This is a genomic window from Streptomyces ureilyticus, from assembly GCF_011045025.1.
Lineage (GTDB): Bacteria > Actinomycetota > Actinomycetes > Streptomycetales > Streptomycetaceae > Streptomyces > Streptomyces ureilyticus.
Genome location: NZ_JAAKZX010000242.1, coordinates 1 through 13220, shown reverse-complemented (window position 1 = coordinate 13220; position 13220 = coordinate 1). Strand labels below are relative to the sequence as shown.

Genomic DNA, 13220 nt, shown 5'->3' with positions numbered 1-13220 from the left:
GTCCAGGGGCGGAGCCCCTGGTGGGGTCTGGGGCGAAGCCCCAGGGTCGGGTATGGGAAGGGGCGGCGGGGGCGAAACCCTACGGGCCACCGCCGTCACCGCCCCCGCCACCGTCGAATCCACCGTCCTCGCGGCCACCACCCCCGGCTCAGCACCCGAGGAGCCACCCGCGTCGGTGGCCGTACCCCAAGCAGGCCAGAGCGACCTGATCCTGCTGCGACGGGTCGGCGCCGTCGACCCAGCCTCCCTCGACGGTTACCGAGCGCACGGCGGCTACGCGGCCCTGCGGCGGGCCTTCGCCCTAGGCCCCGCCACCGTCATCCGCGAGGTCACCGACGCCGGCCTCGTAGGCCGAGGCGGCGCCGCCTTCCCCACCGGCCGCAAATGGCAGGCCACGGCCGCCCAACCCGACCACCCCCACTACCTCGTCTGCAACGCGGACGAATCCGAACCGGGCACCTTCAAAGACCGCGTGATCATGGAAGGCGACCCGTACTCCCTCGTAGAGGCGATGACCATCGCGGCATACGCGATCGGCGCCCACAAGGGCTACCTGTACCTGCGCGGCGAGTACCCCCGCGCCCTCCAGCGCATGGAGCACGCCATCGACCAGGCACGCGCCCGCGGCCTCCTCGGCGACGACATCCTCGGCCAGGGCTACGCCTTCGACATCGAAACCCGCCGCGGCGCGGGCGCGTACATCTGCGGCGAGGAAACCGCCCTCTTCAACTCCATCGAGGGCTACAGAGGAGAGCCCCGCTCGAAACCACCCTTCCCCGTAGAGAAGGGTTTGTTCGGCAAACCCACTGCCGAGAACAACGTCGAGACGCTGGTCAACGTGCTGCCGATCCTCACGATGGGAGCACAGGCGTACGCGGCGATCGGCACCGGCAAATCCACCGGCCCCAAGCTGTTCTGCGTGTCAGGAAGCGTGGACCGCCCCGGCATCTACGAGCTCCCGTTCGGCGCGACCCTGGGCGAACTGCTGGACCTGGCGGGCGTACGTAAACGATTGCGCGCCGTCCTCCTCGGCGGCGCGGCCGGCGGCTTCGTACGCCCCGACGAGCTGGACATCCCGCTCACCTTCGAAGGGACGAGGGAGGCGGGCACGACGCTCGGCTCGGGGGTCGTGATGGCCTTCGACGACACCGTTCCACTCCCCCGCCTGCTGCTCCGTATCGCCGAGTTCTTCCGCGACGAGTCCTGCGGCCAGTGCGTGCCGTGCCGGGTCGGGACCGTACGCCAGGAGGAGGCCCTGCACCGCATCGCCGAACGCACGGGCACGGACGCGGCCGGCGACATCGCCCTGCTCCGGGAAGTCGGCCGCGCCATGCGCGACGCCTCGATCTGCGGTCTCGGGCAGACCGCGTGGAACGCCGTGGAATCCGCCATCGACCGCTTGGGGGCGTACGAATGACCGCGACCCGCCGTAGCACAGGAGCCGCCGTATGACCGTGACGCCGCTGGGGATCCCCCGCCGTCTGCTGGAGTTCACCATCGACGGAGAGCCGGTGCGAGCACCCGAGGGCTCGACGATCCTCGACGCCTGCCGATCCGCCGGGAAGGACATCCCGACGCTCTGCCAGGGCGACACCCTCACCCCCAAAAACGCCTGCCGCGTCTGCGTCGTCGAGGTCGAGGGGTCCAGGACTCTCGTCCCGGCCTGTTCCCGCAAGGCCGAGCCCGGCATGGAGGTCAAGACCGACACCGAACGCGCCCGCCACAGCCGCAAGATCGTCCTCGAACTCCTCGCCTCCTCAGTCGACTTGTCGACCACACCGCAAGTCGCCGAGTGGATCAAGGAGTACGAGGCCAAGCCGGACCGTTTCGGCCCGGACGCGGCCCGGCTGAATGAACAACCGAAGATCGACAACGACCTCTACGTCCGCGACTACGACAAGTGCATCCTCTGCTACAAGTGCGTAGACGCCTGCGGCGACCAGTGGCAGAACACCTTCGCGATCTCCGTCGCCGGGCGCGGCTTCGACGCCCGTATCGCGGTCGAGCACGACGCCGCGCTCACCGACTCCGCCTGCGTGTACTGCGGCAACTGCATCGAGGTGTGCCCGACGGGAGCTCTCAGCTTCAAATCGGAGTTCGACATGCGGGCGGCCGGTACGTGGGACGAGTCGGCGCAGAGCGAGACGACCACGGTATGCGCGTACTGCGGAGTGGGCTGCAATCTCACGCTCCACGTGCAGGACAATGAAATCGTGAAGGTCACCTCGCCGCACGACAACCCGGTGACCCACGGCAACCTCTGCATCAAGGGCCGTTTCGGCTACCAGCACGTACAGAACCGGGGCTGATCAGAACATGGGACGAGTCACGGAACGACGCAAGGTGATCCGTATTCGGGACGGGGCCGTCTCCACCCGCCCGGACACGCTCGTCGCCGAAGAACCCCTGGAGATCCGGCTGAACGGCAAGCCGCTCGCGATCACGATGCGTACTCCGGGGGACGACTTCGCGCTGGCTGCGGGGTTCCTGGTCAGCGAGGGTGTGTTGGGCGAGGCGCATGAGCTGCAGAACATCGTGTACTGCGCGGGCGCGACCGTCGACGGCTCGAACACGTACAACATCGTGGACGTGAAGACGGCGCCGGGCGTCTCGATCCCGGACATCACTCTCGAACGCAACGTCTACACGACCTCCTCCTGCGGCCTCTGCGGCAAGGCGAGCCTCGATGCCGTCCGCACGACGGCTCGGTGGGCCATCGACGACGGTGAAGCCGCCCCGGTCCGGCTCGAACCCGAGCTGCTCGCGAGCCTCCCCGACCGGCTGCGGGCATCCCAGCGGGTCTTCGACCGGACCGGGGGTCTGCACGCGGCGGCCCTGTTCACGGAGGACGGCGAGCTGCTCGACATCCGTGAGGACGTGGGCCGGCACAACGCGGTCGACAAACTGGTCGGCCGCGCCCTCCAGAGCGGCGCGCTTCCGCTCTCCCGCATGATCCTGCTCGTCTCGGGCCGGGCCTCCTTCGAGCTCGCCCAGAAGGCGGTGATGGCGGGCATACCCGTCCTGGCCGCCGTCTCCGCGCCCTCATCCCTCGCGGTGGACCTGGCGGCGGAGTCGGATCTGACCCTCGTCGGCTTCCTCCGGGGCGCCTCCATGAACGTGTACGCGGGCGAACACCGGATCGCCCTGCGGACCGCGGCCGCCCACGGCTGACCGGCTCCCCGCGACACGGCGGCGGGGCCCCGACCGGCGGGGAGCGCCCCCTGCGCCGGTGACTGGGGCTCCGCCACAGCCTTTTGCGTCGCGATGAGGCTTCGCCTCAGTCGCGCCGCCCCTGGGGGCTCTGCCCTCAGGCCCCCGTATCGGCCTTGCGGCCTCGTCCTCAAGCTCCCCCAGCTACCGCTGGGAGGTGTGCCCCCAGACGGGCTGACGTTGCCTGGACCGGTGTTTGAATCGGCACAAGTGACGATCCGCCCAGGAACGATCCACCCTGACTCATCTGTTGCGCCGTCAGAATGAACTCCCGCAGCCGCAACACATGGCCCCCCATCCGTCCCCCCGGACGTTTAACAGTCGCCGCAGGGACATCCATGATCACGCCACCCGACAGAACGACCCCTGCACGCTCCTTGTGGGCCCCCTGAGACCCCAAGTACCGTGCGTGGCGCGCACGTTGGACGTGGGATGTCCAGATGTCCGGACGGATGAAGGGCAGGTCGCACCATGCCGTCAAGTGTTCGCGCACGCCTCAGAACCACCGTCATCGCAAGCGTCGCCACCGCCGCGCTGCTCGCACTCTCCCCGCAGCCGGCTCCCGACGAACAGCGGGTCCAACCGGCCGCCGAAACCACCTCGTTCGAGCAGCAGGTCCTCTTCAAGCCCTCCCAAGATCCCGAATACGCGTGCTATCGGATCCCCGCCGTCGTGAAAACGACGAACGGCACGCTGCTGGCGTTCGCCGAAGGCCGGGTGAACGACTGCAGTGACGCCGGCGACATAGACATCGTGCTCAAGCGTTCCACGGACGGCGGGCGCACCTGGAGTCCCCTTCAGGTCGTCAACGAGGGCGGGGGCGACACCCACGGGAACCCCGCACCGATCGTGGACCGCGAGACCGGCCGCATCCTGCTGGCGGAGACGTACAACACGGGCCGTACGGACGGTCGCAACTGCGACGTGCCATGCGACCGCACGCCCCACATGCAGCACAGCGACGACGACGGGCGCACCTGGTCCGAGCCACGTGACCTGAGCGACGAGATCCTGCCCGACCACTGGAACTCCTGGTACGCGACCGGGCCCGTGCACGGCATCCAGCTGAGCCGTGGCAGGCACGCGGGGCGGCTCGTCTTCGGGGTCAACACCGAGACGTGGAACGGCGAGCGAAGCGAGATGGGGGTCCCCCCGGCCGGAGGCTGGGGGAGAGTGTCCGCCAACCATGCCGCCCTCATCGTCAGCGACGACGGCGGCGACAACTGGCGGATCGGGGCGACGGACTCGTATCCGATACCAGCAGGCGGTACGTTCCGCCAGAAACCGTCCGAGATCACCATGACCGAGCGGGCTGACGGGGTCATCCTCATCAGCGGCCGTGAGCAGGACGGCACCGATCTCGGGCATCGTACGCAGACGTTCAGCCGCGACGGCGGCGACAGTTTCACGTCGCCCTTCCGTACCCAGCCGGACCTCTACACGCCCCAAGTCCAGGGTTCCACCCTGCGGTTGGGCGACCGGCTGCTGCTCGCCTGTCCCGCCGATCCGGACCGGCGCCGGACGATGATGGTCCGGTCCTCTTACGACGGCGGGCGTACCTGGGACAGCGTGGACCGTGGCACGGTCGTCACGACGGACTGGTCCGGCTACTCGGACATGGTGGGCGTCAGCCGTGACACGGTCGGCCTGATGTACGAGGGCGGGGCCATAGACGCGCGCGACGAGATCCGTTTCGCACGGTTCACCGAGGACTGGCTGAAACCGCGTCGCGGACCCGACCCGAAGACCACCGACCTGGCCTCTCCCAAGCGTCCCGCGGCGGTCCTCGGCGGTGCGCGCCCGACGGACGGCGTGCTCGGCCGGGCGATGGAGTTCGACGGCGCCGACGACGCCGTAAGGCTGCCGTACGACAGTGAACTGCCGCTGGGGCCAAAGAACTTCACGGCGTCGCTGTGGTTCCGCTACACGGCCACCAGCGGTGAACAGCCACTGCTCTGGATGGGCGGGGTCGGCACCACACAGCCGCAGGTGTGGCTGCGCGGTGAGCCCGCTTCGGATCGTATTCAGGGGCTGATCACGGTCCGGGACGGCGCGAGCGCGCCCCGGTCCGCCTCGGTCCGCACGAGTGGCGCGTACAACGACGGGCAGTGGCACCATCTGGCGCTGCGGCGCGGTGGAGGGGCGCTCACGATGTTCATCGACGGCACGCCGATCAGTACGGCTGACCTGCCGGGATCCGTGAGCCGTAACTCACCGTTCGGTGTGCACATCGGTCAGAAGCTGGACAGCCGGGCGCATTTCGCGGGCGCGATCGACGATGTACGGGTCTATGACCGGGCGCTCAGCGACACGGAGTTGCACGGAGTCAGCAGCAGGGGCTCTGTGACGCGGGACACCGTCCTGTGGCTTCCCATGGACCGGGTGCGCGGCAGCAACTAACGTCCCGTGCCGTGCCCGAATACTCACGAGTACGACACCGTTCGGGGGCCGGGCTGGGACTCCTCCTTGCCTTGGTCCTCGGCGCGGTGCTGCTCACCGCCCTCCCGGACGAAGACGACGACCGGGAGGGCGCCTGCGCGCCTCGTACGGTCTCGTCCTGGGCGGCGGAGCCGGACCTCAACGGCGAGTTCACGCGGTACGGCGACGACGCCTCGCGGGCCGACGACTGGACCGGCGGCGACGGCACCCACTCCGTGCGGCTGCCGGACGGCCGGGTGCTGTGGCTGTTCTCGGACACGTATCTGGGCAACGTGTACGGGCCGCCGAACCCGGTGGGCGAGTCGTACGCCTGGCGGGACCAGAACACGCCCCTGGTGCGCAACTCGGCCGTCGTCATGTCCGACGGCCGCCTCCAGAACACCCTGCCCGCGCCGCTGTTCCCGGACCCGGCCCCCGGTGAGTGGCGCTGGCCCGTCGCGGCCAAGGTCGAGGCCCGCTCCCCCGGGTCCTCGGAGAAGGTCGTACGCGTCCTGCTGTGGACCCGTACGAACGGCACGTACCCCTGGATCTACGGCGTCCCCACCTCCACGGAGGTGGCCACGCTCTCGCTGCCCGATCTGCGGGTCGAGGGCATCGTCAAGGTCCTCGACCAGCAGCAGGTGCGGGAGCCGGAGCGGCGGGTGCTGTTCGGCACGACGGCGGTGACCGAGGACGAGGACTGGACGTATGTGTTCGGCGGCGACGACGCGCAGGCCGCCTCCCGTCCGGCCTCGAAGGCGTACGTGGCGCGGGCGCCCCGCGACCGGCTGGCGGAACCGGACGCGTGGGAGTACTGGGACGGCGGGCGGTGGTCCGCCATCTCCTCACGGATGAAACCCGTGCTCGGAGACGGGCAGCGCAAGGGCGTGGGCAGCGCGTTCACGGTCGTGCGGGACGGCGGTACGTGGGTGCTGTTCACGATGGCGGCGGGTGCCGAGGGGCTGACGACCGTCACCTCGTACTGGGCGTGCTCCCCCACCGGGCCCTGGCGCGGGCCCACCAAGGGCTTCAGCCCGCCGCTGCCCGAGCAGAGGTCGGGAGTCGCGGCGTACAACCCGCAGGTGCACCCGGCGCTCGGCGGGCGGCTCGTGCTCAGTTACGACGTCAACTGGCTGGACGCGACGGGGGCCGCGGCACAGGCGAATCTCAGTCGGAACGTGTCGCTGTACCGACCGCGATTCGTGACGCTGAAGCTGGGCTCGGGCTGAGCTCCGGCTCTGAGTCGCGGGAGCGGCGCTTGGCGATCACCGCGCCGACCATGAGCTGCATCTGGTGGAAGAGCATCAGCGGCAGCACCGCCAGCGAGGCCTGCGCCCCGAACAGCACGCTCGCCATGGGCAGTCCGGCCGCAAGGGACTTCTTCGACCCGGCGAACTGGATGGCGATCCGGTCCTCACGGCTGAAGCGCAGCGCCTTCGAGCCGTACCAGGTGAGCGTGAGCATCACGGCGAGCAGCACCGCCTCGACCGCGAGCAGCCCCGCCAGCCGCAGCGGGCTGACCTGCTGCCAGATGCCCTGGACCATGCCTTCACTGAACGCGGCGTAGACGACCAGGAGGATCGAACCGCGGTCGACGAGGCCGGTGATCCGCTTGTGGCGCCCGATGAACTCCCCTATCCAGCGGCGCAGCACCTGCCCGGCCACGAACGGCACGAGCAGTTGCAGCACGATCTTGAGGATCGAGTCCGCGGAGAAGCCGCCGCCGGTGCTGCCGAGGAGCGTCGCCGCGAGCAGCGGGGTGATCACGATGCCCGCGAGGGAGGAGAAGGAGCCCGCGCAGATCGCGGCGGGCACGTTGCCGCGCGCGATGGACGTGAACGCGATCGACGACTGGACCGTCGAGGGAACCAGCGTCAGGAAGAGCAGTCCGATGTAGAGCGGGTGCGTCAGGAACACCGGTTCAAGGCCGCGGGCCGCCAGACCGAGCAGCGGAAACACCACGAACGTACAGGCCAGGACGGTGACATGGAGCCGCCAGTGGCGCAGCCCGTCCATTGCCTCACGGGTCGACAGCCGTGCCCCGTACAGGAAGAAGAGCAGCGCGATCGCGCCCGTCGACGCCCCCGACGCGACATCGGCCGCCGTCCCCCGGGCGGGCAGCAGCGCCGCGAGGCCCACCGTCCCGAGCAAGAGCAGAATGTACGGGTCGATCGGCAGCCAGGACGGCCACGTCAGGCGTTTCACGGTGCTCCGTTGCTGAGTCGGTTCTATGTACGTCAGTACGTCAGTACGTCGGGATGTCGGCTGTCGGTCCGGGCGCAGGATCGTGCCCTCGTCATGGTCCTCCTCCGGACCGTGATCGGGAATCCGGCATACGGCTCTGACTGTCATCGCGAATCGCGATAGCCTGAGGGGCGTGTACGACCCTTCACACCTGCGCACGTTCCTGGCCGTGGCCCAGACGCTGAGCTTCACCCAGGCCGCCCGCCGCCTCGGCCTGCGTCAGTCGACGGTCAGCCAGCATGTGCGCCGGCTGGAGAGCACGGCGGGGCGGCAGCTGTTCTCGCGGGACACGCACTCCGTGGAGCTCACGGAAGACGGCGAGGCCATGCTCGGCTTCGCGCGCCGCATCCTGGAGGCGCACGAGCAGGCGGCGGCGTTCTTCACGGGGACCCGGCTGCGCGGCCGGCTGCGCTTCGGCGCCTCCGAGGACTTCGTACTGACCCGCCTCCCCGAGATCCTCGAGGGCTTCCGGCACGACCACCCCGAGGTCGACCTGGAGCTGACGGTCGAGCTCTCGGGCACGTTGCACCAGCAACTGGCCGACGGAAAGCTGGACTTGGTCCTCGCCAAACGCCGCCCCGAGGACCCCCAAGGCGAACTCGTCTGGCACGACCGCCTCGTCTGGATCGGCGCGGAACGCCTCCGCCTGGATGCCGCGAGTCCGGTGCCGCTGATCGCCTATCCCCCGCCGGGCATCACCCGCGCCCTGGCCCTGGAGGCCCTGGAACGCGAGGGCCGCCCCTGGCGCATCGCCTGCACGAGCGGCAGCCTGAGCGGCCTCATCGCAGCGGCCCGAGCAGGCCTCGGCGTAATGGCTCACTCCCAGGGCCTGATCCCTCCTGGCCTGGTGAGAGTCCCACCAAGAGCAGCCCTCCCCGAACTGGGCAGAGTCGACTTCGTAGTAACCCAAGCCACCCGCCCCACCCAGTCGCGGGTCGCCGCAAACGCCCTGGCAACACGCATCCTGCAAGGAGGCGTAAGCCCGCACACCGGCCGCTGAGCCGGGACTCAACCTTCCTGGCGGACGCTGAGTCTTTAAGGGGCACCCACCCCACCCCTCACCTTCCGGAGGAGATTCCGTGGAGATTACGAACCGGAAACCTACGCACCCGTAAGAATTCTGTCCCGACCTACCCCGTTGAAGCCGTAAATAAGTCCGTGACCAGCACAGATAACACCATGAACCCACAAGTCGCCGACACTCCCGCGGCAGCGCCACGTGGGGTAGCTTTCACGGCGCTGTGCGGAGCGCCACAAGGAGCGGGGATTGCGCGAGTTCACCAACCCTCCGTTGGCATCGGCGCCGCCGGTGGGCGGCCTGGCCGATGCCGTCTACGACCATGCCCTGGAGGACCCCCTGTACCCCGCGCTCGGCCGCAAGGACGAGCACGGTGAGTGGCGTGATGTGACCTCGGCGGAGTTCCGCGACGAAGTGCTGGCTCTTGCCAAGGGTTTGCTTGCCCAGGGCATCCGTTTCGGCGACCGGGTCGCGATCATGTCCCGTACGCGCTACGAGTGGACCCTCTTCGACTACGCCCTGTGGTCCATCGGCGCCCAGGTCGTGCCGATCTACCCCACGAGCTCGGCCGAGCAGGTCTTCTGGACGCTGCACGACTCGCAGGTGTCGGCCGCGATGGTGGAGCACGAGGACCACGCGATGACGATCGCCACAGTCATCGACCGGCTGCCGATGATGCGCCGGCTCTGGCAGCTGGACGTGGGCGCGGTGCAGGAGCTGTACGAGGCGGGCGCACACCTCGACGACGAGGTGGTGCACCGGCACCGGCGCGCGGTCACGCCCGAGTCGGTCGCGACGATCATCTACACCTCCGGAACCACCGGCCGCCCCAAGGGCTGTGTCATCACGCACGGCAACTTCATGTTCGAGGCGGACACGGCCATCGAGCGCTGGGAGCCGCTGTTCCACTCGAAGAAGGGCGACGAGGCGGCCACCCTGCTGTTCCTGCCACTGGCGCACGTCTTCGGGCGGATGGTGCAGGTCGCCGCGATCCGCGGCAAGGTCAAGTTCGGCCATCAGCCACAGATGAGTGCGGCGGCCCTGCTGCCCGACCTCGCCGCGTTCAGGCCGACGTTCTTCCTGGCAGTGCCGTACATCTTCGAGAAGGTCTTCAACGCGGCCCGCAGGAAGGCCGAGCGGGAGGGCAAGGCGGGCCCGTTCGAGAAGGCCGTCGAGGTCGCCGTACGGTACGCGGACGCCGTGGAGGCGAAGGCCTGGGGCATCGGGCCCGGCCCTTCGGCGGCGCTGCGGGTGCAGCACCAGCTCTTCGACAAGCTCGTGTACTCCAAGATCCGCGAGGCGATGGGCGGGCGGATGAAGCAGGCCATGTCCGGCGGCTCGGCGATGGACCGGCGGCTCGGGCTGTTCTTCGCGGGCGCGGGCGTCCAGATCTACGAGGGGTACGGCCTCACCGAGTCCACCGCCGCGGCGACCGCCAACCCGCCCGAGCGCACCCGGTACGGCACGGTGGGGCAGCCGTTCCCCGGCACCACCGTGCACATCGCGGACGACGGCGAGGTCTGGCTGCACGGCCCCAACATCTTCCAGGGCTACCTCAACGACCCCAAGTCGACCGACGCGGCCCTGCACGACGGCTGGCTGGCCACCGGTGACCTGGGCTCGCTCGACGAGGACGGCTTCCTCACGATCACCGGACGCAAGAAGGAGATCCTGGTGACGTCCGGCGGCAAGAGCGTCTCGCCCGCGCAGCTGGAGGAGCGGGTGCGCGACCATCCGCTGGTCGCCCAGTGCATCGTCGTCGGCAACGACCGGCCGTACATCGCGGCGCTCGTCACACTGGACGCGGAGGCCGTCGAGCACTGGCTCCAGATGCGCGGCAAACCGAAGCTGACCCCGGCTGAGCTGGTACGCGACCCGGACCTGGAGACCGAGGTCCGCCGGGCGGTGGTGGCGGCGAACACACTGGTGTCGCAGGCCGAATCGATCCGTACGTTCCGGATACTCGCCCATCAGTTCACCGAGGAGCACGGGCTGCTGACCCCGTCGCTGAAGCTGAAGCGGAAGGTGATCGAGAAGGCGTACACGTCGGAGGTAGAGGCGCTGTACCGGGCGTAGACGGGGCGTAGTTCACATCACACGAGACGGGACAGGAATGACTGACGGCCTGTGATCGTTGATGATGGGATGCCAACCTACGACTGAAGGATCGAGAGCTCGTGAGCAAGGTCCCCCCGATCATCCTGAACAACGGCGTCGAGATGCCGCAGCTGGGTTTCGGTGTCTGGCAGGTCCCGGACGACGAGGCGGATCAGGCGGTCACCACCGCTCTGGAGGCCGGGTACCGCAGCATCGACACCGCCGCCGCCTACGGCAACGAAGAGGGCACGGGCAGGGCTCTTCGCGCCTCCGGCATCGCCCGCGAGGACCTCTTCGTCACCACCAAGCTCTGGAACGCCGACCATGGTTACGACTCGACGCTGCGCGCCTTCGACACGTCCCTGGCCAAGCTCGGCCTCGAGTACGTGGATCTGTATCTGATCCACTGGCCGATGCCGGACCGGGGCACGTACGTGGACACGTACAAGGCCTTCGAGAAGCTGCTGGCCGATGGTCGCGCCAAGTCGATCGGGGTCTCCAACTTCCTTCCGGAGCACCTGGACCGGCTGATCGAGGCGACGTCCGTCATCCCGGCCGTCAACCAGATCGAGCTGCACCCCCACCTGCAGCAGCTCGCCTCGCGTGAGTACCACGCGGAGCAGGGCATCGCCACCGAGGCCTGGTCACCGCTCGGCCAGGGCAAGGGGCTCCTGGAGGTCCCGGCCATCGTGGCCATCGCCCAGAAGCACGGCCGTACGCCCGCGCAGATCGTCCTGCGCTGGCACATCCAGCTCGGCAACGTGGTGATCCCCAAGTCCGTGACCCCGTCCCGGATCAAGGAGAACATCGAGGTCTTCGACTTCTCCCTCGACACCGAGGACATCGCCGCGATCAGCGCACTCAACGAGGACCGCCGCATCGGCCCCGACCCGGCAACCCTCCACTGACCTGACCGCACACACCACACACTCCTCGGCCCACTCGAAGCCGCCGCCCACCGCACTCGGGCGGCGGCTTCGCGCGTCCGTCCGGCCGTACGCCCGTGTCTCGACAGGGAACGCTCCGCCGTGCGGCGTAAGACCGGGCGCTGCCTCCACGCCGCCGGGATCAGGGTCGGTCAGGGTCGTCGAAAGGCAGACTTCCCGGACAGAAGGGCCCCACAGTGCGTATGCGAACTATGACCCTCGCCGTTGCCGCCCCCGCCACACTCCTCGCCGCCGGAGCACTCCCCGCCGACGCGTCCGTCACCCCCACCAGAGCGCGAGAGGGCACGGTCCGTGCGGCCGACCTGCTGGCCGAGGCGGCGTCCTGCTCGCGCATCTCGGACGGCCTGTACAGCACCGATGAGGGGAAGTCGCCCTCCGTCCCCGTCTGCGGCAAGGAGGGCGCGGTGTTCTGGAAGGCCGACATGGACATCACCTGCGACGGGCAGGTCACCGCACGCTGCAACAGGGACACCGACCCCTGGTTCCATGCCGGCACGGCCTTCCCTCAGTCCGACGGCAGACCGCTGAACTCCCAGACGCTGCCGTACGTCGTCGTGCCCGCCCCCAGCGACATCTGGGACTACGCGAACGCCGGCATCAAGGGCGGCAGCGTGGTCGCCGTCATCCACAACAACCAGGTCCAGTACGCCGTCGTCGGCGACACCGGCCCCACGGACATCATCGGCGAGGCCTCGTACGCCACCGCCGAGGCCCTGGGCATCGACCCGGAGCCGACGACCGGCGGCACCGCCTCGGACGTCACCTACATCGTGTTCACGAACTCACGCGTCTCCCCCATCGAGAGCCGCGGCGTGGCGGCGTCCCTCGGTGAGTCGCTGGCGAAGCGGTTCCTCCAGAACAACTGACAGATGCCGGCAGGTGCCTCATCCGCACGTCCGCCTGTAGGGCACTGGCCATGTCCCGGTAGGTGGGCCGGTCCGCCTCCTCACGGAGTTTGCGCAGTTCGTACGCGAACCGCTGCACGGGCCCCGCGGCCGGATCCAACGGTTTCTCTCGACGCCCCACCCTGTCTCCCCCGTCCCGCCGGTCACGACCGGCTCCCCCAAACTAACAAGCGGCCGGGGCCCGTTGATAAGCGTCCGAACTGGATCGATCACCTCAGCCCGAGATTGATAAGCACCCGGATCAGGCCTGCGCATCAATCGCCCGGTGGTTGAAATCGGGCTTCCGAGTCCCTTGCGTCATCGCCCCCGCCGACGACGCCCCACGCCCGGGAGCACGTCATCGCCACCGCGCAGTCCCTCCGCCCACCCCCCGCCACGACC

The 13220-nt window shown here is 69.1% G+C and carries 10 protein-coding genes; 9 read left to right on the top strand and 1 reads right to left on the bottom strand.

Annotation, left to right across the window (positions count from 1 at the left end; genetic code table 11):
• From G6048_RS41510 to G6048_RS41490, 5 genes are all read left to right on the top strand, one after another.
• A partial coding sequence (locus G6048_RS41510) for a complex I 51 kDa subunit family protein (protein WP_235990981.1) occupies positions 1-1417 on the top strand: 1417 nt, incomplete at its 5' end.
• A 31-nt stretch (positions 1418-1448) separates the two neighbouring features.
• Positions 1449-2309 (top strand): 2Fe-2S iron-sulfur cluster-binding protein, encoded by an 861-nt coding sequence (locus G6048_RS41505; protein ID WP_165344790.1) that lies wholly within the window; start codon positions 1449-1451, stop codon positions 2307-2309.
• A 7-nt stretch (positions 2310-2316) separates the two neighbouring features.
• On the top strand, positions 2317-3171 hold the full coding sequence (gene fdhD / locus G6048_RS41500; protein WP_165344789.1) for a formate dehydrogenase accessory sulfurtransferase FdhD: 855 nt from the start codon (positions 2317-2319) through the stop codon (positions 3169-3171).
• 510 nt (positions 3172-3681) lie between these two features.
• Positions 3682-5610, top strand: a complete 1929-nt coding sequence (locus tag G6048_RS41495; protein WP_165344788.1) for a sialidase family protein — start codon at positions 3682-3684, stop codon at positions 5608-5610.
• A gap of 11 nt (positions 5611-5621) precedes the next feature.
• Positions 5622-6857, top strand: coding sequence for a DUF4185 domain-containing protein (locus tag G6048_RS41490; RefSeq protein WP_165344787.1), 1236 nt, complete (start codon positions 5622-5624; stop codon positions 6855-6857).
• Here the strand turns inward: G6048_RS41490 and G6048_RS41485 are convergent.
• The gene (locus G6048_RS41485; protein ID WP_328828497.1) at positions 6796-7833 is read right to left on the bottom strand and encodes a bile acid:sodium symporter family protein; all 1038 of its coding nucleotides are present in this window, start codon (positions 7831-7833) and stop codon (positions 6796-6798) included. The two genes, G6048_RS41490 and G6048_RS41485, sit on opposite strands and share 62 nt — an antisense overlap.
• Before the next feature lie 172 nt (positions 7834-8005).
• Here G6048_RS41485 and G6048_RS41480 point away from each other — a divergent pair, with 172 nt between their 5' ends.
• The 4 genes from G6048_RS41480 to G6048_RS41465 all read left to right on the top strand — a co-directional run bounded on the left by G6048_RS41480 (position 8006) and on the right by G6048_RS41465 (position 12800).
• Positions 8006-8872 (top strand): LysR substrate-binding domain-containing protein, encoded by an 867-nt coding sequence (locus tag G6048_RS41480; RefSeq protein ID WP_165344785.1) that lies wholly within the window; start codon positions 8006-8008, stop codon positions 8870-8872.
• Between the two features lie 267 nt (positions 8873-9139).
• Entirely contained in the window at positions 9140-10966 is a 1827-nt protein-coding gene (locus G6048_RS41475; RefSeq protein WP_165344784.1) for an AMP-dependent synthetase/ligase, read from the top strand.
• A gap of 143 nt (positions 10967-11109) precedes the next feature.
• Positions 11110-11895 carry an aldo/keto reductase gene (locus G6048_RS41470; protein WP_165344791.1) on the top strand — a complete coding sequence of 262 codons (786 nt, stop codon included), beginning with the start codon at positions 11110-11112 and terminating at the stop codon, positions 11893-11895.
• A gap of 215 nt (positions 11896-12110) precedes the next feature.
• The gene (locus G6048_RS41465; protein WP_165344783.1) at positions 12111-12800 is read left to right on the top strand and encodes a glycoside hydrolase family 75 protein; all 690 of its coding nucleotides are present in this window, start codon (positions 12111-12113) and stop codon (positions 12798-12800) included.
• Positions 12801-13220: the final 420 nt, after the last annotated feature.

Bases quoted from the DNA above. Each gene is read 5' to 3' on its own strand.
- G6048_RS41470 (WP_165344791.1), top strand. From the start codon at position 11,110: ATGCCGCAGCTGGGTTTCGGTGTCTGGCAGGTCCCGGACGACGAGGCG.
- fdhD (WP_165344789.1), top strand. From the start codon at position 2,317: ATGGGACGAGTCACGGAACGACGCAAGGTGATCCGTATTCGGGACGGG.
- G6048_RS41505 (WP_165344790.1), top strand. From the start codon at position 1,449: ATGACCGTGACGCCGCTGGGGATCCCCCGCCGTCTGCTGGAGTTCACC.
- G6048_RS41495 (WP_165344788.1), top strand. From the start codon at position 3,682: ATGCCGTCAAGTGTTCGCGCACGCCTCAGAACCACCGTCATCGCAAGC.